This is a genomic window from Salipiger bermudensis (assembly GCF_017309175.1).
Classification (GTDB): Bacteria; Pseudomonadota; Alphaproteobacteria; order Rhodobacterales; family Rhodobacteraceae; genus Salipiger; species Salipiger bermudensis.
The window spans coordinates 116,923-140,999 of record NZ_JAEKJV010000012.1 but is presented as its reverse complement, the minus strand read 5'-3'; the positions used below and the strand labels follow the sequence as shown (position 1 = coordinate 140,999).

25 protein-coding genes are annotated in these 24,077 nt (G+C 67.5%); 14 read left to right on the top strand and 11 right to left on the bottom strand.

Annotated elements, in window-relative coordinates; genetic code table 11:
• Window positions 1-117 precede the first annotated feature (117 nt).
• From prmC to JF542_RS16615, 6 genes are all read right to left on the bottom strand, one after another.
• A complete protein-coding gene (gene prmC, locus JF542_RS16640) occupies window positions 118-966 on the bottom strand; it encodes a peptide chain release factor N(5)-glutamine methyltransferase (RefSeq protein ID WP_207076671.1) in 849 nt (282 codons plus the stop codon).
• Between the two features lie 11 nt (window positions 967-977).
• The gene (gene prfA / locus JF542_RS16635; RefSeq protein ID WP_207076660.1) at window positions 978-2,027 is read right to left on the bottom strand and encodes a peptide chain release factor 1; all 1,050 of its coding nucleotides are present in this window, start codon (window positions 2,025-2,027) and stop codon (window positions 978-980) included.
• A gap of 93 nt (window positions 2,028-2,120) precedes the next feature.
• A complete protein-coding gene (locus JF542_RS16630; protein ID WP_207076659.1) occupies window positions 2,121-2,531 on the bottom strand; it encodes a DUF1499 domain-containing protein in 411 nt (136 codons plus the stop codon).
• Window positions 2,532-2,705: 174 nt separating this feature from the next.
• On the bottom strand, window positions 2,706-3,665 hold the full coding sequence (speB, locus tag JF542_RS16625) for an agmatinase (RefSeq protein ID WP_207076658.1): 960 nt from the start codon (window positions 3,663-3,665) through the stop codon (window positions 2,706-2,708).
• A 22-nt stretch (window positions 3,666-3,687) separates the two neighbouring features.
• A complete protein-coding gene (locus JF542_RS16620) occupies window positions 3,688-4,854 on the bottom strand; it encodes a M20 aminoacylase family protein (RefSeq protein ID WP_207076657.1) in 1,167 nt (388 codons plus the stop codon).
• 58 nt (window positions 4,855-4,912) lie between these two features.
• Window positions 4,913-6,073 (bottom strand): M20 aminoacylase family protein, encoded by a 1,161-nt coding sequence (locus JF542_RS16615; RefSeq protein WP_207076656.1) that lies wholly within the window; start codon window positions 6,071-6,073, stop codon window positions 4,913-4,915.
• A gap of 63 nt (window positions 6,074-6,136) precedes the next feature.
• Between JF542_RS16615 and mazG the strand changes: the two genes are divergently transcribed.
• The gene (gene mazG / locus JF542_RS16610) at window positions 6,137-6,973 is read left to right on the top strand and encodes a nucleoside triphosphate pyrophosphohydrolase (RefSeq protein WP_207076655.1); all 837 of its coding nucleotides are present in this window, start codon (window positions 6,137-6,139) and stop codon (window positions 6,971-6,973) included.
• 83 nt (window positions 6,974-7,056) lie between these two features.
• A complete protein-coding gene (locus JF542_RS16605; RefSeq protein WP_207076654.1) occupies window positions 7,057-8,058 on the top strand; it encodes a Fe(3+) ABC transporter substrate-binding protein in 1,002 nt (333 codons plus the stop codon).
• A 355-nt stretch (window positions 8,059-8,413) separates the two neighbouring features.
• Here JF542_RS16605 and JF542_RS16600 read toward each other — a convergent pair whose 3' ends face one another.
• The 3 genes from JF542_RS16600 to fabD all read right to left on the bottom strand — a co-directional run bounded on the left by JF542_RS16600 (window position 8,414) and on the right by fabD (window position 10,679).
• On the bottom strand, window positions 8,414-8,647 hold the full coding sequence (locus tag JF542_RS16600) for an acyl carrier protein (RefSeq protein ID WP_007800270.1): 234 nt from the start codon (window positions 8,645-8,647) through the stop codon (window positions 8,414-8,416).
• 218 nt (window positions 8,648-8,865) lie between these two features.
• The gene (gene fabG, locus JF542_RS16595) at window positions 8,866-9,603 is read right to left on the bottom strand and encodes a 3-oxoacyl-ACP reductase FabG (protein ID WP_207076653.1); all 738 of its coding nucleotides are present in this window, start codon (window positions 9,601-9,603) and stop codon (window positions 8,866-8,868) included.
• A gap of 134 nt (window positions 9,604-9,737) precedes the next feature.
• A complete protein-coding gene (fabD, locus tag JF542_RS16590; RefSeq protein ID WP_207076652.1) occupies window positions 9,738-10,679 on the bottom strand; it encodes an ACP S-malonyltransferase in 942 nt (313 codons plus the stop codon).
• A 183-nt stretch (window positions 10,680-10,862) separates the two neighbouring features.
• Here fabD and JF542_RS16585 point away from each other — a divergent pair, with 183 nt between their 5' ends.
• The 12 genes from JF542_RS16585 to JF542_RS16530 all read left to right on the top strand — a co-directional run bounded on the left by JF542_RS16585 (window position 10,863) and on the right by JF542_RS16530 (window position 22,525).
• Complete coding sequence (locus JF542_RS16585) at window positions 10,863-12,062, top strand: cytochrome b/b6 domain-containing protein (RefSeq protein WP_207076651.1); 1,200 nt, start codon at window positions 10,863-10,865, stop codon at window positions 12,060-12,062.
• A gap of 289 nt (window positions 12,063-12,351) precedes the next feature.
• Window positions 12,352-13,386 (top strand): dihydroorotase, encoded by a 1,035-nt coding sequence (pyrC, locus tag JF542_RS16580; protein WP_207076650.1) that lies wholly within the window; start codon window positions 12,352-12,354, stop codon window positions 13,384-13,386.
• A gap of 172 nt (window positions 13,387-13,558) precedes the next feature.
• Window positions 13,559-14,239, top strand: a complete 681-nt coding sequence (locus JF542_RS16575) for an orotate phosphoribosyltransferase (RefSeq protein ID WP_207076649.1) — start codon at window positions 13,559-13,561, stop codon at window positions 14,237-14,239.
• Window positions 14,240-14,484: 245 nt separating this feature from the next.
• Window positions 14,485-15,969 (top strand): replicative DNA helicase, encoded by a 1,485-nt coding sequence (locus tag JF542_RS16570; protein ID WP_007800257.1) that lies wholly within the window; start codon window positions 14,485-14,487, stop codon window positions 15,967-15,969.
• 61 nt (window positions 15,970-16,030) lie between these two features.
• On the top strand, window positions 16,031-17,068 hold the full coding sequence (gene alr, locus JF542_RS16565) for an alanine racemase (protein WP_207076648.1): 1,038 nt from the start codon (window positions 16,031-16,033) through the stop codon (window positions 17,066-17,068).
• A complete protein-coding gene (locus JF542_RS16560; RefSeq protein WP_207076647.1) occupies window positions 17,065-17,847 on the top strand; it encodes an MlaE family ABC transporter permease in 783 nt (260 codons plus the stop codon). The genes alr and JF542_RS16560 overlap by 4 nt, the downstream gene beginning before the upstream one ends.
• Before the next feature lie 17 nt (window positions 17,848-17,864).
• Entirely contained in the window at window positions 17,865-18,611 is a 747-nt protein-coding gene (locus JF542_RS16555) for an ABC transporter ATP-binding protein (protein WP_207076670.1), read from the top strand.
• 3 nt (window positions 18,612-18,614) lie between these two features.
• Complete coding sequence (locus tag JF542_RS16550) at window positions 18,615-18,998, top strand: hypothetical protein (RefSeq protein WP_007800252.1); 384 nt, start codon at window positions 18,615-18,617, stop codon at window positions 18,996-18,998.
• 4 nt (window positions 18,999-19,002) lie between these two features.
• On the top strand, window positions 19,003-19,470 hold the full coding sequence (locus tag JF542_RS16545; RefSeq protein WP_007800250.1) for a paraquat-inducible protein A: 468 nt from the start codon (window positions 19,003-19,005) through the stop codon (window positions 19,468-19,470).
• A 174-nt stretch (window positions 19,471-19,644) separates the two neighbouring features.
• A complete protein-coding gene (locus JF542_RS16540) occupies window positions 19,645-20,490 on the top strand; it encodes a DNA repair protein (RefSeq protein ID WP_423734654.1) in 846 nt (281 codons plus the stop codon).
• A 57-nt stretch (window positions 20,491-20,547) separates the two neighbouring features.
• A complete protein-coding gene (radA, locus tag JF542_RS16535; RefSeq protein ID WP_007800245.1) occupies window positions 20,548-21,912 on the top strand; it encodes a DNA repair protein RadA in 1,365 nt (454 codons plus the stop codon).
• A 40-nt stretch (window positions 21,913-21,952) separates the two neighbouring features.
• Window positions 21,953-22,525, top strand: coding sequence for a CvpA family protein (locus tag JF542_RS16530; protein ID WP_207076645.1), 573 nt, complete (start codon window positions 21,953-21,955; stop codon window positions 22,523-22,525).
• Between the two features lie 425 nt (window positions 22,526-22,950).
• On the opposite strand, the gene JF542_RS16525 is transcribed toward JF542_RS16530, so the two are convergent.
• Window positions 22,951-23,055: a hypothetical protein gene (locus JF542_RS16525; protein ID WP_007800242.1), complete on the bottom strand. Its 105-nt coding sequence runs from the start codon at window positions 23,053-23,055 to the stop codon at window positions 22,951-22,953.
• On the bottom strand, window positions 23,055-24,071 hold the full coding sequence (gene cydB / locus JF542_RS16520; protein ID WP_207076644.1) for a cytochrome d ubiquinol oxidase subunit II: 1,017 nt from the start codon (window positions 24,069-24,071) through the stop codon (window positions 23,055-23,057). Before cydB ends, JF542_RS16525 begins: the two co-directional genes overlap by 1 nt.
• Window positions 24,072-24,077: the final 6 nt, after the last annotated feature.

Genomic DNA, 24,077 nt, shown 5'->3' with positions numbered 1-24,077 from the left:
ACCGCCGAAGGCATCCACCGCACCGAACCCCTCCTGCTAACCATGTCGGGGCCGCGGAAACAAGGGAAAATGTCGAAACAGCAGAGAAAACCGCTGAAAGTTGCGACGATCCGCGGCTCAGACCGCGGCGATTCGCCCGACCACGACCCGGTCGCGCCCGTCGAGATCGATGATCACCGCCACCTCTTGAAGCCCCGCGGAGCGGAACAGATCCGCCACGGCGGCGCCCTGGCTGGGGCCGATCTCGACCATAAGCCGCCCGCCCGGGAGCAGGTGCGAGGGCGCACCGGCGGCAATCATGCGATAGGCGGTCAGGCCGTCGCCCTCGTCGGTGAGCGCCATGCGCGGCTCGTGGTCGCGCACCTCGGGGGACAGGTCGTCCATCTCGTCGAGGGCGATATAGGGCGGGTTCGAGACGATCAGGTCAAAGCGCTCGCGGTCGTCCTCTCCCAGCGCGCCGAACCAGCTGCCTCGGGCCAGCGCCGCGCGGGCCTCGAGCCTGAGCGCGTTGCGGTTCCAGAACGCCACCTCGAGCGCCTCTTCCGACAGATCGGTGCCGATGCCGGTGGCCCCCTCGCGCTCGCAGAGCAGGGTCAGCAGGATGCAGCCAGAGCCGGTGCCGAGATCGAGCACGCGGGAAAACGGCCCGGCCAGCGCCGCCTCGATCAGGATCTCGGTCTCGGGGCGCGGGTCGAGCACCTCGGGGGTGACGAGGAACTCGCGGCCATAGAACTGGCGCCGCCCTGTGATATGCGAGACCGGAACATGCGCGGCGCGGCTCGCGATAACCGCGTTGAAGAGCAGCGCGTGCTCGCTTTCCACCGGATCCGGCAGGAACAGCGTCAGCCGCCCCGGCGGCACCTTGAGCACGTGCGCCAGCAGGCGCCGCGCGTCGCGGCCGGGATCGGGGATACCCGCCTCGGCCAGCCGCCGCGTGGCCTTTGCCAGCAGCGCCGAGCCGGTCATCTGGGCTGCGCTCACGCGCCCATCTCCGCCAGCTGCGCGGCCTGCGCGTCGGCGGTGAGCGCGTCGATGATCTCGTCGAGGTCACCGGCGAGGATCTGCTCGAGCCGGTAGAGCGTCAGGCCGATGCGGTGATCGGTCATACGGCCCTGCGGGAAGTTGTAGGTGCGGATGCGCTCCGAGCGGTCCCCGGAGCCGACCTGCGCCTTGCGGTCCGAGGCCCGCGCATCGGCGGCCTTCTGGCGCTCGAGGTCGAACAGCCGCGTGCGCAGCACGTTCATCGCGATCTCGCGGTTGCGGTGCTGGGATTTCTCCGAGCTGGTCACCACGATGCCGGTGGGAATGTGAGTGATGCGCACCGCCGAGTCGGTGGTGTTGACGTGCTGGCCACCGGCGCCCGAGGCGCGCATCGTGTCGATGCGGATGTCGGCGGCGGCAATGTCGATATCCACCGCCTCGGCCTCGGGCAGCACCGCCACGGTGGCGGCAGAGGTGTGGATGCGGCCGCCGCTCTCGGTCTCGGGCACGCGCTGGACGCGGTGCACGCCGGATTCGTATTTCAGCCGGGCGAAGACGTTGTCACCCTCGATCCGCACCACCAGCTCGCGCAATCCGCCAAGCTCGGTGGGCTGTTCCTCGATCACCTCCCAGCGCCAGCCACGCGCCTCGGCATAGCGCTGGTACATGCGCGCGAGGTCGCCGGCGAAGAGTGCCGCCTCCTCGCCGCCGGTGCCGGGGCGGATCTCGAGCATGGCGGGCCGCGCATCGGCGGCATCCTTGGGCAGCAGCGCCAGCTGCAGCGCCTTTTCGGCCTCGGGCAGCCGCGCGCGCAGAGCGGGAAGCTCTTCCTCGGCCAATTCCTTCATCTCGGGATCGTCGAGCATCGCCTCGGCCTCGGCGAGATCGGCCTGCAGGCTGGTCCAGTCGTGGATCTGGTCGACCACGGGCCGGAGCTCGGCATATTCGCGGCCAAGCGCGGCAATATCGCCCGATCCGTCGGCCATGCGGGCCTCGAGATACTCGAAACGTTCACGAATTTGCTGAAGACGGTCAGAGGGGATCATGGCGCAACTGTCTTCCCCGAAACCACCGGCGGGTCAAGTGCGGGCCCGACGCCAGGCGCGAGATTTCCGCCGCCGGCCCCTCCGAGACGAGGCTCACTCCGCGGTGTCGAGCTGCGCCAGCCAGCCGTCGACGCGGGTTTTGTTGGTGCCCATGTCGGACTGGCCAAAGCGCTGCCGGCCGTAGAGCTCGAGGAAACCGTCGTTGAACTGCGCGGTGGTGTAGTCGGGAAAGCCCATCCACTGCGACCGGGTGATATAGGTCACGCGACCGTCATCGGGGCTGCCGGCAAGCACCTCGGTGCGCGGGGTCTCGAGGATGGTGCGGTGGAGCATGGCGAACATCGCCTCGTTGCCCGGCACCCGGCGGCGCACGCCGTGAGCGAGGTCCTGGTCAGCCGAAACCTTGGGATCGACGTGCCATACCTCGGGGTCAGAGGGGGCGAGCCGGATCCAGGCCAGACCGCCGATGACGACAAGCACGATGAGCCAGAAAATCTTACGCACGGAGACCGGTCCTTTCGGGTCTTGCGGTTGGGTCGGAACAGATCCCGGACCGCGCGCGGCGACCGGCACACTCGGCACGGACCGTCCAACACACGGACGGCCCTGTGTTCCCATGATTCCGGCGGCAGGAAAAGGCCGACGGTCTCACGTTCGCGGTATCCCGCGCAGCATGGCTCAGCGGCGGGTCCAGCCCCAGAGGCAGAGCAGCTCGGTGGCCACGTGGGCGCCGGCGATGGCAGTGGCGCCAGTGGTGTCGAAAGGCGGTGAGACCTCGACGACGTCCCCGCCCTTGAGGTCGATCCCGGCGAGCCCGCGCAGCATCACCGCCGCCTGATGACTGGTCAGCCCGCCCCAGACAGGCGTTCCGGTGCCCGGCGCGAAGGCCGGGTCGAGCGCATCGATGTCGAAGCTCAGGTAGACCGGGTGATCGCCGACGATCGCCTTGGCCTGCGCCACGATGGCCTCGGGCCCCTGCCCGTGCACCGCGCGCGCATCGAGGATGTGAAAGCCCAGCGTGTCGGGATTGTCGGTGCGGATGCCGATCTGAACCGAGCGCGTGGGATCCACCAGACCCAGCTTCACCGCCTTGTACATGAAGGTGCCGTGGTCGATGCGGTCGAAATCGTCATCCGCCCATGTGTCGGTGTGGGCGTCGAACTGGATCACGCTCAACGGGCCGTACTTGGCCGCATGGGCCTTCAGCAGCGGCAGGGTGATCGAGTGATCGCCGCCCAGCGTGACCATCGCCGCGCCCTGCTCGAGGATGCCCTTGGCATGCGCCTCGAGCGTGGCTGGGAAGGCCGGTACGTTGGCATAGTCGAAGGCCAGATCACCATAATCTGCGATGGCGAACTCGCTCAGCACGTCATAGCCCCAGCCATAGGGCGCATCGCAGGGCTGCAGGAGCGAGGCCTCGCGGATCGCGCGCGGCCCGAGCCGGGTGCCGCTGCGGTTGGTCACGGCCTGATCGAAGGGCACGCCGGTCACCGCCACGTCGACCCCGCGCAGGTCCTTGGTATACTTGCGCCGCAGGAACGAGGCGGCGCCGCCGAACACGTTCTCGAAGCTCGGCCCCTTCAGCTCCTCGCGGGTGAAGGCGTGATCGATCTGGGTCTTTGCGTCTTCCAGTGCCATGCTGTCCCTCGGTATTCTTTTGTCAGCTCTTGAGCGGCAGCGCGGTCTCGATCAGCCGCGCGAAGAAGCTCGCGCCGATCGGCGCGATCGCGTCGTTGAAATCGTATTGCGGGTGGTGGCAGTTCGGCGTGTCGCCCTGCCCGAGGAACAGGTAGGCGCCTGGCCGCGCCTCCAGCATGTAAGAGAAATCCTCTGCCGGCATGATCGGGTCGATGTCGTCGCGCACGTTTTCGGGCCCGACCACCTCGCGCGCGACCTGCGCGGCAAAGCGCGCCTGCTCGGTGTGGTTCACTGTCGGCGGGTAGCCGCGATGGTAGGTCACGGTGGCGGTGCAGCCATAGACCTGCGCCTGCATCTCGGCGATCTCGCGCAGGCGTTTCTCGGCGAGGTCGCGGATCTCGGGCCGGAAACTGCGCACGGTGCCGGCGAGGAAGGCGGTGCCGGGGATGATGTTGTGCGCGGTGCCGGCGTGGATCTGCGTCACCGAGACCACCAGCTTGTCGATCGCCGAGACGTTGCGGCTGACGATGCTCTGGAGCGCCTGCACCATGGCCGAGGCCGCCGGGATCGGGTCGACGCTTTCCTGCGGTTCGGCGCCGTGGCCGCCGACGCCCTCGATATCGATGCGGAACTCGTCCGCCGAGGCCATGAGCGGGCCCGGTGCGGTAACGATATGGCCCTCGGGCTCGCCCGGTGCGTTGTGGATGCCGTAGACCTCTTCGATGTCGAAGCGGTCCATGATGCCCTCCTCGACCATCACCTTGCCGCCACCGCCGCCCTCTTCGGCGGGCTGGAAGAGCAGCGCCACGCGGCCGGCGAAGTTGCGCGTCTCGGCGAGGTACTTGGCCGCGCCCAGCAGCATGGTGGTGTGACCGTCATGGCCGCAGGTATGCGCCATGCCGGGGATCTTCGAGGCGTGCTCGGTGCCCGAAAGGTCCTCCATCGGCAGCGCGTCCATGTCGGCGCGCAGCCCGATGGTGCGCCCGGGCTCGCGCCCCTCGATGATCGCCACCACCCCGGTCTGGGCGATGCCGGTGTGGATCTCTGCGATGCCGAAGCTCTCGAGCTGCTCGACCACGAACGCGGCGGTCTTGACGCAATCGAAAAGCAGCTCCGGCTGCTGGTGCAGGTGCCGGCGCCACGCGGTCAGCGTGTCGGCCTCGGCGGCAATGGAATTGATCACTGGCATGTCGCTCTCCCTCGCGGGGTCCCCCGAACCCGCTTTTGAATATCGAACCTCAAAGCGCTCAGCGCTGCAAGGGCTGCCGGGCCTCGACCAGTTTGACGAAGAAGCTCGCCCCGATCGGCGCCGCCTCGTCGTTGAAATCAAACTTCGGATGGTGGCAGAACGGCCCCTCGCCCTGTCCAAGATAGAGGAAGGCACCGGGCCGCGCCTCGAGCATATAGGAGAAATCCTCCGCCCCCATCGAGGGCACGCTGTCATCGACCACCTCGGCCACCACCTCGCGGGCGACCTCGACGGCAAAGGCGGTCTGCTCGGCGTGGTTGATGGTCGGCGGGTAGTTGCGCTGATAGTCGAGCTCGGCGGTGACGCCATAGGCCATCGCCTGCCCGGCAACGATCTCGCGGATGCGCTTTTCCGCCATGTCGCGGATGCCGGGATCGAAGCTGCGCACGGTCCCCGCCAGATAGGCGGTCTCGGGGATCACGTTGGTGGCCGAGCCGGTCTCCACCACGGTGAGCGAGACCACGAGCGATTCCAGCGGGTCGGTGTTGCGGGCGGGCACGGTCTGCAGCGCCTGCCCGATGGCCAGCGCGCAGGGGATCGGATCGATGCAGGTGTCGGGATGCGCCGCGTGTCCGCCGCGCCCGGTCAGCCGCAGCTCGAAATCGTCCACCGCCGCCATCAGCGGGCCGGGCCGCGTGGCGATCTCACCCAAGGGACGCGACGGATCGGTGTGCAGCGCGTAGACCTGCTCGATGCCGAAGCGCTCCATGATGCCTTCCTCGACCATGATGCGGCCGCCGCCGATGGTCTCTTCCGCCGGCTGGAAGATCAGCGCCACCTTGCCCGAGAAGTTGCGCGTCTCGGCGAGGTATTTCGCCGTGCCCAACAGCATCGTCGTGTGGCCGTCATGGCCGCAGGCATGCATCTTGCCCGGCACCTCCGAGGCGTAGTCCGCGCCGGTCTCCTCGTCCATCGGCAGTGCGTCCATGTCGGCGCGCAGACCGGTCACCGGCCCCTCGCCCTGCCCCTCGACAATCGCCACCACGCCGCTTGTCGCGATGCCAGTGTGAATATCGGTGATGCCGAACTCGCGCAGCCGTTCGACCACGAAGGCGGCGGTCTCGTGACACTCGAGGCTGAGCTCGGGGTTGCGATGCAGGTGCCGCCGCCAGGTCTTCATCTCCTCGGCGTAATCGGCGATGCGGTTGACGATGGGCATGGGTGGACTCCGGGACTTCCTTGGCGCAGGACTGCACCCAATACCGAAACGCGGGGGAAGTCCATGAGCGACACGCAGAGCGACGCAGCGGCGCATGACCTGATCCACGATCCGAAGGGCGGCATGCCGCGCCTGCTCGAGATCATGCGCCGGCTGCGCGATCCCGAGACCGGCTGCCCGTGGGACGTGGCGCAGGATTTCGCCACCATCGCGCCCTACACGATCGAGGAGGCCTACGAGGTCGCCGATGCCATCGAGCGCGAGGCCTGGGGCGAGCTGAAGGGGGAGCTCGGGGACCTGCTGTTCCAGTCGGTGTTCCACGCCCAGATGGCCAGCGAGCGCGGGCTCTTCACCTTCGACGAGGTGGCCGACACCATGTCGGACAAGATGGTGGCACGGCACCCGCATGTGTTCGGCGACGAGTCGAACGAGAAGTCGCCCGACCAGCAGGTCTCGGACTGGGAGGCGATCAAGGCCGAGGAGCGCGCCGCGCGGGCCGAAAAGGGCGTGCTCGACGGCGTCGCTCTGGGACTGCCGGCGCTGCTGCGCGCGGTAAAGCTGCAGAAGCGCGCCGCGCGGGTGGGCTTCGACTGGCCCTCCACCGACGAGGTCATCGACAAGATCGTCGAGGAGGCGCAAGAGCTGCGCGAGGCAACCGACCCGACACATGTCGAAGAAGAGTTCGGCGACCTGCTCTTTGTCATGGCCAACCTCGCCCGGCACCTGAAGATCGACCCGGAAGCGGCCCTTCGCGCGGCCAACGCCAAGTTCACCCGCCGTTTCGAGGCGATCGAGGCCGGGCTGGCCGAGCGCGGCAAGCGCCCCGAGGACAGCGACCTTGCCGAGATGGACGCGCTCTGGGACGCGGCCAAGGCGCGGGAGAAGTCCGAAAAATCCTGAGGGGAACAGTCGGTCATTGACCTGACCAAAACCATCAGGTTATGTCGCGCCATCTGCAATCCGCACCGATGGGAGACCGATATATGCGCCTTGCAACCACTGCCCTTGCCCTGATCGCCGCCACGAGCCCGGCGCTGGCCGAAGAGGTAAATCTCTATTCCTACCGCCAGCCGGAACTTCTGGCGCCGCTGACCGACGCCTTCACCGAGGCCACCGGCATCGACGTCAACGTGGCCTTCCTCGACAAGGGCATGGTCGAACGCCTGCAGGCCGAGGGCGACCGCTCGCCCGCCGACCTGGTGTTCACCGTGGACATCTCGCGCCTGTCGGCGGTGGTGAATGCCGGGCTGACGCAGGCGGTGGAAAGCGACGTGCTGAACGAGAACGTGCCCGAGCAGTATCGCGACCCCGAGGGCCACTGGTTTGGCCTGACCACCCGCGCGCGCATCGTCTACGCCTCCAAGGACCGCGTCGATCCGTCCGAGGTGACGAGCTACGAGGATCTTGCCGATCCCAAGTGGGAAGGCCGCATCTGCACCCGCTCCGGCACCCACCCCTACAACGTGGCGCTGGTCTCGGCGATGCTGCACCACCACGGCGAGGAAGAGACCAAGACCTGGCTCGAGGGCGTGAAGTCCAACCTCGCGCGCAAGCCGCAAGGCAATGACCGCGCCCAGGTCAAGGCGATCTGGTCCGGCGAATGCGACATCTCGCTCGGCAACACCTATTACATGGGCAAGATGCTCGAGGATGACGAGCAGACCGAATGGGCCGAGTCGGTCAACGTGCTGTTCCCCGAGTTCGAAGGCGCCGGCACCCACGTGAACATCTCCGGCGTGGCGATGACCAAATCCGCTCCGAACCGCGAGAACGCGCTGAAGATGATGGAATTCCTGACCCAGCCCGAGGCGCAGGAAATCTATGCCCACGCCAACTACGAATACCCCATCGCGCCCGGCACCGAGGCCGACGCGCTCGTGCAGGGCTGGGGCAGCTTCGAGGCCGACGACGTCAACCTGATGACGCTGGCCGATCTCCGCGCCGACGCGCTGCGGATGATCGAAGAGGTCGATTTCGACGGCTGACCCGCCGTCCTCTCACGGACCGATCTCAGGCGCGGTGCTCTTCGGGGCCCGCGCCTTTTTCATGGCCGGCGGGTGTGCCCTGACCCGGGACCTGCGCCCGGCCGCGATCCACGGCCTGCCTCCGGCGGGAGTATTTTTGACGAAGAGAAGCCAGGGGTGCAGCGCCCTTGTCTTCTTCTGGCTCAAAATATCCCGGGGGAGTCCGCGCGCCTTGCGCGGACGGGGGCAGCGCCCCCCACGGCCCGACAGCACGGACGCGGCGCGCCGCCGGGCAGATACGAGCGCCCGTCCAAAACGAAAACGGCGCCCCAGGGGGACGCCGCTTGATAACTTCCGGTCGGTCCGGAGGCGTCGCTTACGACGCTTCCTTGATGAACTTGACCGCGTCGCCGAAGGTCTGGATGGTCTCGGCGGCGTCGTCCGGGATCTCGATGCCGAACTCTTCTTCGAAGGCCATGACCAGCTCGACGGTGTCGAGGCTGTCTGCGCCCAGATCGTCGATGAACGAGGCGCTCTCGGTCACCTTGTCTTCTTCAACGCCGAGATGCTCGACAACGATCTTGCGCACGCGATCAGGGATATCGCTCATGTTTCCGTCCTCACATTTGTCCGGGCCCTGCGGCCCTCTCTGCCCTTGCCCCACCGGGGTGGCGGCTCAACTTCGCCCGTAGCGGGCGCCTCATCCCGGGATGGTCCGGGTCCGGCCTTGCAGTGCGACGTATCGCACCCCCCGGCCTCGTTCATTGCGCGCCTATATCATAAGGGACCGGGTTGGCAAATGCTTTCCGCCCCTGATGAAACACGCTTTTACAGCATCGCCATGCCGCCGTTCACATGCAGCGTTGCACCGGTCACGTAGCCCGCTTCGGGGCTCGCGAGGTAGAGCACCGCCGAGGCGATCTCGTCGGCGCTGCCCATGCGTCCCGCGGGGATCTGGCCGAGGATGCCGGCCTTCTGATCTTCGTTCAGCTTGTCAGTCATCGCGGTCTCGATGAAGCCCGGCGCCACCGCGTTGACGGTGATCCCGCGCGACGCGACCTCGTAGGCCAGCGACTTCGACATGCCCACCATGCCGGCCTTGGCGGCGGCGTAGTTGCCCTGCCCCGGGTTGCCGGTGGCGCCGACCACCGAGGAGATGTTCACGATGCGACCCCAGCGGGATTTCATCATGCCGCGCAGCACGCCCTTGCAGAGCTTGAAGGTGGCGGTGAGGTTGACGTCGAGCACCGACTGCCACTCCTCGTCCGACATCCGCATGAACAGGTTGTCGCGTGTGATGCCGGCATTGTTGACGAGGATGTCGACGCTGCCCATGGCCTCGGCCGCCTGCTTGGGCAGCGCCGCCACGGCCTCGGGGTCGGACAGGTTACAGGGCAGCACGAACGCGCGCTCACCCAGTTCATCGGCCAGCGCCTGCAGCGGCGCCTCGCGGGTGCCCGAGAGCCCCACCGTCGCGCCCGCCTCGTGCAGCGCCTTGGCGATGGCACCGCCGATGCCCCCGGAAGCCCCGGTGATCAGCGCGCATTTTCCAGTCAGATCGAACATGGCTCGGCTTGCCTCTCTATCTCTTGTCAGTTCTGTCAGGTCTCAGTGCTTGCCGTCGCGTATCGCACCGGCCCGCCCGTAGGGCAAGGGCGAGAGCGCCGCGCGGCGCCCTCCCTCGCGCGGCCGGGCGCACCTTACTCGGCCGCTTCCAGCACCTTGGCGACGTCCTCGGGCGTGCCAACCGTCTGAACGCCCGCGGGGCGGTGAATGCGGCGCACCATGCCGGTCAACGCCTTGCCGGCGCCGATCTCCCAGAACGCGGTGACGCCCTGCGCCACCATGTATTCCACCGACTCGCGCCAGCGCACCGAACCGGTCACCTGCTCGACCAGAAGCGCGCGGATCTCGGCCGGATCGGTGACGGCGCTGGCGCGCACGTTGGCGACCAGCGGCACGCTCGGCGCTGCGATCTCGACCGCGGCCAGCGCCTCGGCCATGACCTCGGCCGCGGGCGCCATCAGCTCGCAATGGAACGGCGCGCTCACCGGCAGCATCACGGCGCGCTTGGCGCCCTTTTCCTTGGCGATCTCGACGGCGCGCTCGACCGCGTCCTTGCTGCCCGAGATCACCACCTGCGCGGGATCGTTGTCATTGGCCGCGGCGCAGACGCCGCCGCCCTGCGCGGCTTCGGCGGCCACCGCCTGCGCGGTGGCGAGATCGAGCCCGAGCAGCGCCGCCATGGCGCCCTCGCCCACCGGCACCGCCTGCTGCATGGCGCGCCCGCGGGTGCGCAGCAGGCGCGCTGCATCGGCGACGCTGAGCGCGCCGGCAGCGGTGAGGGCCGAATATTCCCCCAGCGAGTGCCCGGCGACGAAGCTGGCCGCGCCGACGGCGATGCCCTCGTCCTCGAGCGCCCGCATCGCCGCCAGCGAGGTCGCCATCAGCGCCGGCTGGGCGTTTTCGGTGAGGGTCAGCGTCTCGGCCTCGCCCTCCCAGATCAGCGTCGAGAGCTTCTCGCCGAGCGCCTCGTCGACCTCCTCGAACACCGCGCGCGCCGCCGGGTAGGCGTCGGCCAGCGCCTTGCCCATGCCGATCGCCTGTGCGCCCTGGCCGGGGAAAATGAATGCTCGGGACATCTGCGGTCCTCCCAACTGTTGCAGTTTGCGCACGTCTGCCGTGCCGATGGAGGCCTCCCTTAGCGCCGTTGCCACGGCTTCGCAACGCTGACGCACGAGACCTGTGCGCGGCTCCGCAATTGCGCTGCGGCGCAGCAAGGCTAGGTTTGCCGACATATCAATCACTCCCGACAGGAGCCCCGGATGCCCCTCTCCAACACCGCCACCTCCTACGGCAGCCTCGCGCGGACCTTCCACTGGCTGATCGCGCTCGGCATCCTGATCATGATCCCGCTGGGCTGGATCGCGCATCTCGCGCCGATGCAGGACGCAGGCCAAATCGCGCTCAAGACGGCGCTGTTCTCGGCCCACAAGACGCTTGGCGTGGCGATCTTCCTGCTGGCGCTGGGGCGCATCTTCTGGGCCATCGTGCAGCCGCGCCCGGTGCCGCTGCATCCGGAGCGCCGCGCCGAGACCACGCTGGCCGACACCGTGCACTGGGCGCTCTACGCAGCGCTGGTGATCGTGCCGCTGTCGGGCTGGATCGAGCACGCCGCAACCGACGGCTTCGCGCCGATCTGGTGGCCCTTCGGCCAAGACCTGCCCTTCGTGCCCAATTCGCCGGAGCTGGCGGAGACCATGGCGACGGTGCATTTCCTCGCGCAGTGGCTGCTGGTGGGGGCGCTGGTGCTGCATGTGGCGGGCGCCATCAAGCACGCCGCGGTCGACCGCGACGCCACCCTGCGCCGCATGGCCCGCGGCGAAACCGCCGGCCAGCCCGGCGGGCGCCACGGCGGCGCAGCCCCTGCGGCGCTGGCGCTTGCAGCCTGGATCGCGGTGATTGGCGGCGGCGCGGCAGCCGGGTACTTCACCAACGACGAAAGCAGCGACGCGCCGGCGCTCGAAGCCGCGGCCTCGGACTGGGAGGTGCAGGAGGGCACGCTCTCGATCAGCCTCGTGCAGATGGGCTCCGAGGTCACCGGCAGCTTCGAAAACTGGACCGCGGCGATCGCCTTCGAGCCGCAGGACGCGCCCGGCAAGGCCGGCGAGGTCGATGTGACGATCTCGATCCCCTCGCTGACGCTCGGTTCGGTCACCAGCCAGGCACTGGGAGCGGATTTCTTTGCCGCCAGCGAGTTTCCCACGGCCAGCTTCCGCGCCGACCTCATGAACGTGGCCGACGGCTACGAGGCACAGGGCACGCTGTCCCTGAAGGGCGCCGAGATGCCTGTCACCCTGCCCTTCACACTGACCCTCGACGGCGACACCGCCGAGATGCAGGGCCGCACCACGCTCGACCGTCGCAACTACGGAATCGGCGACAACATGGCCGACCCCGGGCAGTTGAGCTTCGAGGTCGAAGTGCTGATCGATCTGACCGCCACCCGCAGCGACGGCACCTGAGGCGGCACCAGGCCCCACCGACCGGCCTGCCTCCGGCGGGAGTATTTTTGACGAAGAGAAGCCAGGGGCGCAGCGCTCCTGGCTTCTTTGGTTCAAAAATACCTCGGGGGTGAATTGGCGCACAGCGCCAAGAGGGGGCAGCGCCCCCCTCCTTTCCTTCGAAGGCACACCTCCGGCGTGACAGGGGCAGCGCCTCCTGACCGCCCGCCCCCCAAACGCTGAATCGAGGCGGGGCGCTCCGGGCGCTTCCCGCTGGCCCAGATCCGCGCCGCGTGCTATCGGCTCGGCCATGACCCAGATCACCCTGCGACGCCCCGACGACTGGCACCTGCATCTGCGCGATGGCGCGATGCTGCGCGCCGTGACCCCCGAGACCGCCCGCCATTTCGGCCGCGCCATCATCATGCCCAACCTCGTGCCCCCGGTGGTGACCGGCGCGCAGGCGGCGGACTATCGCGAGCGCATCCGCGCCGCCATTCCCGAGGGCAACGGCTTCACGCCGCTGATGACGCTCTATCTCACCGAGGAGACCGATCCGGCGGACGTCGCGAAGGCCAAGGCCGAGGGCATCATCACCGCGGTCAAGCTTTACCCGGCGGGCGCGACGACCAACTCGGCCTCGGGCGTGCGCGATTTCGACAAGGTCCGTCCGGTGCTCGAGACAATGGCCGAGCACGGCATTCCGCTCTGCGTGCATGGCGAGGTGGTCGATGGCGATGTCGACATCTTCGACCGCGAGGCGGTGTTCATCGACCGCGTGCTCGACCCGATCCGCCGCGCCACGCCGGGGCTGCGGGTGGTGATGGAGCACATCACCACCAAGGACGGCGCCGATTACGCCCGTGCGGGCGGCGACGACCTTGGCGCCACGATCACCACGCATCACCTGGTGATCAACCGCAACCACATCCTCGTCGGCGGCATCAAGCCGCATTACTACTGCCTGCCGGTGGCCAAGCGCGAAATCCATCGCCAGGCCCTGCTCGAGGCGGCGACGAGCGGAGACAAGAGCTTTTTCCTCGGCACCGACAGCGCGCCGCATACCGATCCCAACAAGGAAAGCGCCTGCGGCTGCGCCGGTTGCTTCACCGCCACCAACACCATGTCCGTTCTGGCGGAGGTGTTCGAGCAGGCCGGCGCGCTCGACCGGCTCGAGGGATTCACCTCGCTCAACGGTCCGGCCTTCTACGGGCTGGAGCCGAACGAGGCGCGGATCACGCTCGAGAAAGGCGACGCGGTGCGCTATCCCGAGAAGATCGAGACCGGCGACGGCCCGGTCACCGTGTTCGATCCGGGCTTCCCGCTGCACTGGCGCGTGCTCTGAGGCGAACCGCGCTCCGGAAACCTTTTGCCGGTGTGAGGGGCGCTGCCCCTCTGCCGCGCGGGGCGCGGCATTCACCCCGAGGTATTTGTCGAACCAGAGAAGATGCAGGGCCTTCCCTGCGGGGGCGGTTTCGGGCTAGAGGGACGGCGTCTTTCAGCCTGGAGTGCGCCCGATGATCCCCTCGTCCTATCCCTCGTCCGAAGAAATGGCCCGCCTCACCGCGCGCATGCTGTGGGAGATCGGCGCGGTGCATTTCATGGAGAACGGCCAGCCGTTCAAGCTGGCCTCCGGCCTGCCCTCGCCGGTCTATATCGACTGCCGCAAGCCGAACTCGTTCCCGCGCGTGCGCTCGACCCTGATGGATTTCCTCACCGTCACCGTGATGCGCAATGCCGGTTTCGAGGCCTTCGACAACATCGCCGGCGGTGAGACCGCGGGCATCCCCTTTGCCGCCATGGTGGCCGAGCGCATGGCGCTGCCGATGACCTATGTGCGCAAGAAGCCCAAGGGCTATGGCCGCAACGCCCGCATCGAGGGCGTGATGACCGAAGGCCAGCGCGTGCTGCTGGTCGAGGATCTCACCACCGATGGCGGCTCGAAGCTGAGCTTCGTCGACGCGATCCGCGAGACCGGCGCCAGCTGTGCCCACACCGCCGTCATCTTCTATTACGGCATCTTCCCCGAGACCACCAAGACGCTCGGCGATCACGGCGTCGAGCTGCACTATCTCTGCACCTGGCACGACGTGCTGGCCGAGGCCAAGGCGCGCGGCGGCTTTGACGCCGACACCCTCGCGCAGGTCGAGGCGTTCCTCGCCGACCCGCGCAAATGGCAGGCGGAAAACGGCGCATAGGCCAGTTTTCAAGCCGGACGACGCGCCGTGGAGAATCGCGACGGGCTCTCTAAATGTTGCGATACTTCCCGGCCGTGATACGATATGAAGACGGTCGCGGGCGCTGTTCGCGATCTCCACCGGCTTATCCGCCGGTTGTCCACAAACATATCCCGATTGGTGTTTGCGCCGTCATTGGCTATCACGCACGAACCACCTGGGCAGTGGGATAACAGGGCAGAGACAGGCAAGGACAGGGCAGAGCAATGAACGATCACAGCGTGTTCAATCCGACCGGCGTCGAGGTCGAGCAGCCGGAAACGATGCCGCATTCGATCGAGGCCGAGCAGCAGCTGCTGGGCGCGATCCTGACCAACAACGACATCTACGACCGGGTCGCTGCGATCCTCAGCGCGCACCATTTCTTCGAGCCGGTGCACGCCCGCATCTACGAGATCGCCGCCGCGCGCATCGCCAAGAACAACCTCGCCTCCCCGGTGACGCTGAAGGCGTTCATGGAGGATGACGAGGGCCTGAAAGAGCTCGGCGGGCCGGCATATCTTGCGCGTCTCGCCGGCGCCGCGGTCTCGAGCTTCGCGGTCCGCGATTACGCCCAGATGATCTATGATCTCGCGGTGCGCCGCGACCTGATCCAGCTGGGCCGTGACATCGCCTCGAAGGCCGCCAAGGTCGACGTGAAATCCGAGCCCAAGGAGCAGATCGTCGAGGCCGAACAGGCGCTCTACAAGCTGGCCGAACAGGGCCAGACCGAGGGCGGCTTCCAGTCCTTCCTGCGCGCCGTGACCGAGGCCGTGAACGTGGCCAACGCCGCCTACCAGCGCGAGGGCGGTCTGGCCGGCATTTCGACGGGGCTCATCGACATGGACAAGAAGCTCGGCGGCCTGCACCCGTCGGACCTTCTGATCCTCGCCGGGCGCCCCTCGATGGGCAAGACGTCGCTCGCCACCAACATCGCCTTCAACATCGCCAAGGCCTACAAGCGCGGCCAGAAGCATGACGGCTCCGAGGGCGCCATCGACGGCGGCGTCGTGGGCTTCTTCAGCCTCGAGATGAGCGCCGAGCAGCTCGCCGGCCGGATCCTCGCCGAGGCCTCGGAGATCTCGAGCCACAAGATCCGCCAGGGCGACATGGACGAGAAGGAATTCCGCCGCTTCGTCGAGGCCGCGAAGGAGCTCGAGGCCTGCCCGCTCTTCATCGACGACACCCCGGCCCTGCCGATCAGCCAGGTTGCCGCGCGCTCGCGCCGGCTGAAGCGGACCCACGGGCTCGATCTGATCATCGTCGACTACCTGCAGCTGTTGCGCGGCACCGCTGACAACCGGGTGCAGGAGATCGCCGAGATCTCGATGGGCCTGAAGGCCATCGCCAAGGAGCTCAACATCCCGGTGATCGCGCTGTCGCAGCTGTCGCGCCAGGTGGAAAGCCGCGACGACAAGCGGCCGCAGCTCTCGGACCTGCGCGAATCAGGCTCGATCGAGCAGGATGCCGACGTGGTGATGTTCGTGTTCCGCGAGGAATACTATGTCGAGCGCGAGAAGCCCTCGGACGACCGTCTCGACGAGATGGCCGCGTGGCAGGAGCGCATGAGCCGTCTGCACGCCAAGGCCGAGGTGATCATCGGCAAGCAGCGTCACGGCCCCATCGGCACCGTCGAGCTGTCCTTTGAAAGCCAGTTCACCCGCTTCGGAAACCTCGTCAAACCGTGGCAGCAGGACGGCGACGGCTTCTGAGCCGCTGCCCGCGACCGCTTTCCCACTTGACGCCCCTGCGGGGTTGGATTTCAAGCAAGGCATGGCACAGGCACAGCTTTCTATCGACCTCGCCGCGATCCGCGCCAACTGGCACGCGCTCGCAGATCTCACCACCGGCGAGGCCGGGGCCGTCGTCAAGGCGGATGCCTACGGGCTGGGGGTCGACAAGGTCGCCCCGGTGCTGGCCGACGCCGGCGCCAAGCGCTTCTTCGTCGCCATCGCCTCGGAAGGCGTGACATTGCGCCGGGTGCTTGGCGAGGGGCCCGAGATCTGCGTGTTCTCCGGCCACATGAAGGGCGATGCCGAGGCGCTGCGCGCCGCGAACCTCGTGCCGATGATCAATTCGATCGACCAGATGCTGCGCCATGTCGAGGCCCTGCCCGGCCATCCGTTCGGCATCCAGCTCGACAGCGGCATGAACCGACTTGGCATGGAGCCGTCGGAATGGGCGGCGCTGCGCGAGATCGCACTGGCGCAGAAGCCGCGGCTGGTGATGTCGCACCTGGCCTGCGCCGACGAGCCCGAGCACGGCATGAATGCGCTGCAGCTGCGCACCTTCCGCGAAATGACCGACGACATCGATGCGCCGCGCTCGCTTTCGGCCACCGGCGGCATCCTGATGGGCCCGGACTACCATTTCGAGGTCACCCGCCCCGGCATCGGCATCTATGGCGGTCTGCCCTTCGCCGATGCCACGCCCGTGGTCGGGCTGATGCTGCCGGTGATCCAGACCCGCGAGGTCACGCCGGGCGAGTCGGTGGGCTATGGCAACGCTTGGGTTGCGCGCGTGCCCACCAAGGTCGCCACCATCGCCGCGGGCTATGCCGACGGCATCCACCGGGCGCTGGCCAAGAAGGGCTATGTCTGGGCTGGAAACACCCGCTGCAAGATCCTCGGCCGGGTCTCGATGGACCTGATCACCATCGACGTCACCGCGCTCAGGGAGGTGCCCGAGCAGGTCGAGCTTCTGGGCCAGAAACAAGGCGTCGACACCGTGGCCGACGCCATCGGCACAATCGGCTACGAGGTTCTGACCTCGCTCGGCAACCGCTACGCCCGGACCTATACCGGGGCATGAGCCTCGCCACGCCACTGGCGCTGATCGGCCGCGCGGCTCTTGGGTTGCTTGCCGCCATCGGGCGCGTCGCACTGTTTGCGTGTTCCGCGATCAGCCATGTGGTTCGCCCGCCGGTTTACGGCCGCGAGTTCCTCAACGCGCTGTTGCAGATCGGCTGGCTGTCGCTGCCGGTGGTGGGGCTGACGGCGGTGTTCACCGGCGGCGCGCTGGCGCTGCAGATCTATTCCGGAGGCGCCCGCTTCAATGCCGAGGCGGTGGTGCCGCAGATCGTCGCCATCGGCATGGTGCGCGAGCTCGGGCCGGTGCTGGTGGGGCTGATGATCGCCGCGCGGGTGACCTCGAGCATCGCCGCCGAGATCGCCACGATGAAGGTGACCGAGCAGATCGACGCGCTGGTGACGCTCTCGACCCACCCGATGAAATACCTCGTCGCCCCGCGCCTCCTCGCCGCGCTGATCGTGGTGCCGCTGTTGGTGGCGGTCGGCGACGTGATCGGCATCTTCGGCGGCTATTTCGTCGCCACCGGCTCGCTCGGCTTCAACCCGGCGGCCTATCTCGAGAACACCGTCGATTTCCTCGAGCCGCTCGACATCGTGTCGTCGCTGGTCAAGGGCTGCGCCTTCGGCGGCATCGCGGCGCTGATGGGGTGCTACTACGGCATGCAGTCCGGTCGCGGCGCGCAGGGCGTGGGCCGCGCCACCAAGGGCTCGGTCGAAGCGGCGGCGGTGCTGATCCTTGCGGCGAACTTCCTGCTCACGGGGGTGTTCTTCTCGATATGACCGACGCGCTGCCCCCGATGATCGAGATGCGCCACGTGGCCAAGGCCTTCGGTGACAAGACCGTGCTGCGCGACGTGCATCTGAGCATCCCGCGCGGCACCTCGATGGTGATCATCGGCGGCTCGGGCACCGGCAAATCGGTGACGCTGAAGTGCATCCTCGGGCTGATCGAGCCCGATGCCGGGCAGATCTTCGTCGATGGCCATGACATGCACGAGGGCGACCGCGATGCCTTTCTCGCCCGTTTCGGAATGCTGTTCCAGGGGGGTGCGCTCTTCGACTCGCTGCCTGTCTGGCAGAACGTCGCCTTCCGCCTGCTGCGCGGCGCGCTGAAGCGCCCGAAACGCGAGGCGCGCGAGATCGCCATCGAGAAGCTACGCCGCGTCGGCCTCACCCCGGACGTGGCCGATGCCTTCCCGGCCGAGCTCTCGGGCGGGATGCAGAAGCGCGTGGGCCTCGCCCGCGCCATCGCCGCCGACCCCGAGATCATCTTCTTCGACGAGCCCACCACCGGGCTCGACCCGATCATGGCCGGCGTGATCAACGATCTGATCCGCGAGATCGTCATCGAGATGGGGGCCACCGCGATGACCATCACCCATGACATGAGCTCGGTGCGCGCCATCGCCGATGACGTGGCGATGCTGCATGACGGCGTCATCAAGTGGACTGGCCCTGTGGCCGAGATGGACCGCGCCGCCGACCCCTATCTGCAACAATTCATCCACGGGCGCGCCGAGGGCCCGATCGAGGCCGTGAGGTAAATCATGCTAGAGCCCACCCCCATCCTGCTTGCCTTCCTGATCTTCAAGCGCTTCATCTTCCTCGAGCTTGTCGCCGCGCTGGCGCTGGCCCGCGCGATGCGCGCCGCCGGCCCGTCCCGTGGGGCGGCGGTGGTGGCGCTGGTGCTGGCGGTGTTCGGGGCCATCGTGCTCCTTGCCCCGGTGGCCGGGCTGACCGGGGGCGCCGTGGCCGGAGCGGCGGCGCGGTTCATGGCTATGGGCGGCGGCATCCTGCCTCTGCTGATCCCCTCGCTCGTCCTGGCCGCCAGCGCCTACCTGCCCGGCAGCCGCGGACGGGGGCTCGACATCGCGCATGTGGTTCTGCTGATCCTCCTTTTTGGCCTCTGGCTCGCCACGCGTCTGGTCTGAGCCGATGGCCGCCCCGCGCCTGACCGTACCGGTGCTGAAAGCCGCGAATCTCGCGCTTCTCGTGCTCTATCCGGTGGCCTGGGCGGCGCCCCTGGTGCGCGCGGGCTTCCTGCCGCTCTTCGGGCTCGACGAGATCAGCGTGCTGTCCGGGCTTCAGGCGCTGTGGGACAGCGACATCTTTCTCGCGCTCATTGTCACGGTCTTTGCGCTCTTCGCGCCGTGGCTCAAGACACTGGGCCTTGCACTCATCCAGTTCGGCCTGCTCGACCGGCGCGCCCTGCCCGCCGTGAACATCCTCGGCAAGCTGGCAATGGCCGATATCTTCCTCATCGCGGTCTATATCACGCTGGCCAAGGGCATCGGCGTGGGCCGGATCGAGACCGCTTGGGGGCTCTACCTGTTCACCGGCTGCATCCTCGCATCGCTCCTGATTTCGTTGGCGGAATCCCGGGATAAAACACGCCACAGTTGACCTGAATCAGGAAACAGTTCTCTGATTCGGTTAAGAATTACCTAACCTCGACCGGGTTGCTCTCGCCGCCTTCAAAAAAAATCTAGGTGAAATTGCAACCTTCGGCGTATTCTTGCCGTTGTCGATTTATGCAATTCATAATTTTTCCGGGGGCATAGACCCATGATGACGCAGATGCGTGCCACGGCCCTACTCATCCAATATCTCATGCAGCGGGTCTCCTTCCTGCTGATCCTCTCCCTCGGACTTGGCCTTGGCGCATATTCTGCCGCCGCCGCGCTCGGTTATGCCGACTGGCTGACCATGCCGCTCACCTTCGGAGATCAGGTCATGCCGCAGGCCGGCATCTACATCCAGCTCGGCCTTACCGCACTGGCGTTGGGGCTGATGTTCTTCCTGCCCTCCAACGCCCGCATCATGACGCTGGAAAACTCGCATCGGCGCTTCCACATGACCATGCGCGACGTTGCCCGCGCCTATGCCGCCTCGCACCGGGCCGACCGCGAGGGTGTGTTCACCATGTCGTCCGAGTTCGATTCGGTGCGCGAGCGCATCGCCTTCCTGCGCGATCATCCCGATCTCGGCGATCTGGAGCCGTCGGTGCTCGAGGTGGCGGCCCAGATGAGCCACGTCTCGCACGAGCTGGCCGAGGTCTATTCCGACAGCAAGGTGCAGCGCGCCCGCGATTTCCTCACCGCGCGCCAGCAGGAGATCGAGGATTTCAACATCCGCCTCGAAGAGGCCAAGCGCGTCGCCAACGAGATCCACAACTGGCACATGCGCGTCGAGCTCGAAGAGGACGTGGCCGAGGCCCAGCTGACACGGCTCTGCGAACAGCTCGAGGGCATCCTGCCCGAGATCAACGTGTCCGAACACCAGGAGCCGGCGCAGAATGTCGCCACGCTGAGCAACGTGCAGTCCGGCTGGGTCACGGGGCCGGATCACTACGAGGACGACGAACACGAGACTGCCCATCCCGAGCCGGTGGTCGCGATGCTGGCGCGGCGCGCGGCGGAATAACTCTCGCCGCGTTCCGAGGCGCTTGCACCTCACCGGCCGCTGCGCCAAAGAGGCGGCATGGCGCGTGCATCCACCAATTTTGTCTGCCAGTCCTGCGGCAACACCACCTCGAAATGGTCGGGGCGCTGTGAAGCCTGCGGCGAATGGAACACCATCGTCGAGGAGGCGCCGCTGTCGAGCGGCCCCTCCGGCAAGACCCTCGGCAACGCGCGTGGCCGCGCTGCCAAGCTGACCGACCTGTCGCATCCCGAAGCGCCGCCGCCGCGCACCGCCTGCGCCATCGGCGAGCTCGACCGGGTGCTGGGTGGCGGGCTGGTCCCGGGCTCGGCGATCCTCGTGGGCGGCGATCCGGGCATCGGCAAATCGACGCTGCTGCTTCAGGCCGCTGCCGCCTTCGCGCAGGCCGGGCTCAAGGTGATCTATGCCAGCGGCGAGGAGGCCAGCGCGCAGGTTCGGATGCGGGCGCAGCGGCTGGGTCTCGAACAGGCGCCGGTCAAGCTCGCCGCCGAGACCAACCTGCGCGACATCCTGACCACGCTCGAGGAAGAACGCCCGACGCTGGCGATCATCGACTCGATCCAGACCATGTGGGCCGACAACGTGGGCTCGGCGCCGGGCTCGGTGGCGCAGGTGCGTGCCGCCGCGCATGAGCTCACGACCTTCGCCAAGAGCCGCAACACGAGTGTCATCATGGTCGGCCACGTGACCAAGGATGGCCAGATCGCCGGCCCTCGCGTGGTCGAGCACATGGTCGACACGGTGCTGTATTTCGAGGGCGAGCGCGGCCACCAGTTCCGCATCCTGCGCAGCGTCAAGAACCGCTTCGGCCCGGCCGACGAGATCGGCGTCTTCGAGATGACCGGCGCGGGGCTTTCGGAGGTGGCAAACCCCTCGGCGCTGTTCCTGTCCGAGCGCGGCAAGCCGGCCCCCGGCTCGGTGGTCTTTTCGGGCATCGAGGGCACCCGCCCTGTTCTGGTCGAGTTCCAGGCGCTGGTCGCGCCCACGCCGCAGGCCAACCCGCGCCGCACGGTGGTGGGCTGGGACGGCAGCCGGCTGGCGATGATCCTCGCGGTGCTCGAGGCGCGTTGTGGCATCCCCTTCGCCGGGCTCGACGTCTATCTCAACGTGGCGGGTGGCATGAAGGTAAGCGAGCCGGCTGCCGATCTCGCCGTTGCCGCAGCCCTTCTTTCGGCGCGCGAGGATGTGGCAGTTCCGCCCGAGACGGTGGTTTTCGGGGAAATCAGCCTCTCTGGCGCGCTGCGTCCGGTGGGTCAGACCGAAAACCGGTTGAAAGAGGCGCAGAAACTTGGTTTCTCCACAGCCATTCTGCCGCGCGGCGGCAAGGCCAAGGGTTCCGGGATGGAGCTGACCGAAATGGCGGATCTCGCCAGCGTGGTTGGCGAGGTCTTCGGCGCCGGTTAAGAGGGCCCGCACAGACCGGGACGACAAGGGACAGGATCGGATGGAAGGTTTCACTGTAGTTGATGGCGTCGTTGCCGTCGTCATCGTGCTGTCGGCGCTGCTGGCCTATTCCCGCGGCCTCGTCCGCGAGGCCCTGGCGATCGCCGGCTGGATTGCCGCCGCCATCCTGGCCTACATGTTCGCGCCTCAGGTGCAGCCGCTGGTGCAGGAAGCGCCGGTGATCGGCGAGTTCCTCACCGACAGCTGCGAGCTGTCGCTGATCGCAGCCTTCGCCGCGGTGCTGGCGCTGGCGCTGGTGATCATCTCGCTCTTCACCCCGGTGTTCTCGAGCCTGGTGCAGCGCTCGGCGCTTGGCGGGCTCGATCAGGGGCTTGGCTTCATGTTCGGGGTCGCACGCGGCATCCTGCTCGTGGCGATCGGCTTCTTCGTCTACCAGACGGTGATCACCGCGCAGGGCATCCCGATGATCGACGACTCTCGCTCGGCGGCGGTTTTCGCCCAGTTCACCGACCGCATCGAGGAACAGAACCCTGAGGCCGCGCTCGGCTGGGTTACCCGCCAATACGAAGAGCTGGTCGCAGTCTGCCAGGCGCCGGGCCCGAACGACGCCTGAGCCAAATAGGCTTCCCGGAATGCAAAGCGCGCGGCCGTCTCGGCCGCGCGTCTTCGTTTCCAGAGACGCTTGCGACCTCTCGACCCGCCGCGCCATCGCCAGCCTGCGGGGTGGCGAATGACAGATTGAATTTCTCGATTTATCTCGGCCAAGTCCGAAGGACCTCGAAGTTGAGTACCCAGCCCCACCATATCGCCAGGCCGGGGGGCGGGTCTTGCCGGAGGCATGCTTTCAGCATGACCGATGGCGCGGCGGCCTCCGGCCTTGATTCCGCGCCCCACAGCGCTCGGACCTCGCCGCAAACGGCTGACCCGGCGATGCGCAGGGCCATTGGCGCCGATCCCGCGCGTGCCGTGAGCGAGAGGCCGCAGAAAGCGGCAGCGTCAGCCCCTCGCCTTGCACAGCGCGCACCTAATTGCCCGCCCCTACAGCAGCACGACCCGGATCGCGTAGGCCACCGCCCCGACCGCGGCGAGCCCGCACAAATACAGCAGCACGAACCACCCGACCCTGCGCAGCCGCGCCGCCATCAGTGATAGCCCTCGCCGAGCTGAAGCTTGCCGCGAAACACCCAGTAGGCGTAGATGGTGTAGGCAAGGATGATCGGCACCAGCACCACCGCGCCCACGAACATGAAGAGCTGCGACCTCTCTGGCGCAGCGGCCTGTTCGAGCGTCACAGAGGGCGGGATCACATAGGGCCACATCGACACGCCAAGCCCCGCGAAGCACAGCAGGAACAGACCCAGCGCCAGCACGAAGGGAAGCCAGTCCGGCCCCTTGCCGGAGGTCAGCGACCGCGCCAGCCACAACGTCAGAACACCAACCAGGACCGGCACGATGGCCACCTCGAGAATGCCCGGCCAGGCCAGCCAACGCTCGAAGTAAGCGGTCTCGAGGAAGGGGGTCGCCGCGCTCACCGCGACGATGCCGGCGACGGTCAGCAGCCCGGCGATCCGCGCCATCCAGCGCGAGCGTTCCTGGATCTCGCCCTCGGTTTTGAGGTTGAGCCAGCAAGCGCCCAGAAGCGCGTAGCCCGCGACCACCGACACCCCGCAGAGCAGCGTGAACGGCGTCAACCAGTCCCACCAGCCGCCGGCATAGGCCCGGCCCTCGACGGTGATGCCCTGCAAGAGCGTGCCGAGCGTCATGCCCTGCGCCAGCGCCGCCACGGTCGAGCCGCCCATGAAGGCCATGTCCCAGCTCCAGCGCGAGAACCGGCTGGTCGAGCGCCAGCGGAACTCGAAGGCCACGCCGCGGAAGACCAGAGCAAGCAGCATGGCGATGATCAGCGGGTAGGTCGCCGGCAGAATGATGGCATAGGCCAGTGGAAAGGCCGCGAAGAGCCCGCCTCCGCCCAGCACCAGCCACGTCTCGTTGCCGTCCCAGACCGGGGCGACGGTGTTCATCATCAGGTCGCGGTCGTCCTTCTTGGGGAAGAACGGGTAAAGGATGCCGAGCCCGAGGTCGAAGCCGTCGAGCACCACGTAGACGAAGACGGCGAAGGCCAGCAGCAGCGCCCATGCGGTGGTCAGATCGAGTGCCATTGCGCG

Excerpts from the sequence above, each read along its gene's own strand:
- prmC (WP_207076671.1), bottom strand. The coding sequence starts at position 966 with ATGACCGGCTCGGCGCTGCTGGCAAAGGCCACGCGGCGGCTGGCCGAG.
- prfA (WP_207076660.1), bottom strand. The coding sequence starts at position 2,027 with ATGATCCCCTCTGACCGTCTTCAGCAAATTCGTGAACGTTTCGAGTAT.
- speB (WP_207076658.1), bottom strand. The coding sequence starts at position 3,665 with ATGGCACTGGAAGACGCAAAGACCCAGATCGATCACGCCTTCACCCGC.
- JF542_RS16620 (WP_207076657.1), bottom strand. The coding sequence starts at position 4,854 with ATGCCAGTGATCAATTCCATTGCCGCCGAGGCCGACACGCTGACCGCG.
- JF542_RS16615 (WP_207076656.1), bottom strand. The coding sequence starts at position 6,073 with ATGCCCATCGTCAACCGCATCGCCGATTACGCCGAGGAGATGAAGACC.
- mazG (WP_207076655.1), top strand. The coding sequence starts at position 6,137 with ATGAGCGACACGCAGAGCGACGCAGCGGCGCATGACCTGATCCACGAT.
- JF542_RS16605 (WP_207076654.1), top strand. The coding sequence starts at position 7,057 with ATGCGCCTTGCAACCACTGCCCTTGCCCTGATCGCCGCCACGAGCCCG.
- JF542_RS16600 (WP_007800270.1), bottom strand. The coding sequence starts at position 8,647 with ATGAGCGATATCCCTGATCGCGTGCGCAAGATCGTTGTCGAGCATCTC.
- fabG (WP_207076653.1), bottom strand. The coding sequence starts at position 9,603 with ATGTTCGATCTGACTGGAAAATGCGCGCTGATCACCGGGGCTTCCGGG.
- fabD (WP_207076652.1), bottom strand. The coding sequence starts at position 10,679 with ATGTCCCGAGCATTCATTTTCCCCGGCCAGGGCGCACAGGCGATCGGC.
- JF542_RS16585 (WP_207076651.1), top strand. The coding sequence starts at position 10,863 with ATGCCCCTCTCCAACACCGCCACCTCCTACGGCAGCCTCGCGCGGACC.
- pyrC (WP_207076650.1), top strand. The coding sequence starts at position 12,352 with ATGACCCAGATCACCCTGCGACGCCCCGACGACTGGCACCTGCATCTG.
- JF542_RS16575 (WP_207076649.1), top strand. The coding sequence starts at position 13,559 with ATGATCCCCTCGTCCTATCCCTCGTCCGAAGAAATGGCCCGCCTCACC.
- JF542_RS16570 (WP_007800257.1), top strand. The coding sequence starts at position 14,485 with ATGAACGATCACAGCGTGTTCAATCCGACCGGCGTCGAGGTCGAGCAG.
- alr (WP_207076648.1), top strand. The coding sequence starts at position 16,031 with ATGGCACAGGCACAGCTTTCTATCGACCTCGCCGCGATCCGCGCCAAC.
- JF542_RS16560 (WP_207076647.1), top strand. The coding sequence starts at position 17,065 with ATGAGCCTCGCCACGCCACTGGCGCTGATCGGCCGCGCGGCTCTTGGG.
- JF542_RS16555 (WP_207076670.1), top strand. The coding sequence starts at position 17,865 with ATGATCGAGATGCGCCACGTGGCCAAGGCCTTCGGTGACAAGACCGTG.
- JF542_RS16550 (WP_007800252.1), top strand. The coding sequence starts at position 18,615 with ATGCTAGAGCCCACCCCCATCCTGCTTGCCTTCCTGATCTTCAAGCGC.
- JF542_RS16545 (WP_007800250.1), top strand. The coding sequence starts at position 19,003 with ATGGCCGCCCCGCGCCTGACCGTACCGGTGCTGAAAGCCGCGAATCTC.
- JF542_RS16540 (WP_423734654.1), top strand. The coding sequence starts at position 19,645 with ATGCGTGCCACGGCCCTACTCATCCAATATCTCATGCAGCGGGTCTCC.
- radA (WP_007800245.1), top strand. The coding sequence starts at position 20,548 with ATGGCGCGTGCATCCACCAATTTTGTCTGCCAGTCCTGCGGCAACACC.
- JF542_RS16530 (WP_207076645.1), top strand. The coding sequence starts at position 21,953 with ATGGAAGGTTTCACTGTAGTTGATGGCGTCGTTGCCGTCGTCATCGTG.
- JF542_RS16525 (WP_007800242.1), bottom strand. The coding sequence starts at position 23,055 with ATGGCGGCGCGGCTGCGCAGGGTCGGGTGGTTCGTGCTGCTGTATTTG.
- cydB (WP_207076644.1), bottom strand. The coding sequence starts at position 24,071 with ATGGCACTCGATCTGACCACCGCATGGGCGCTGCTGCTGGCCTTCGCC.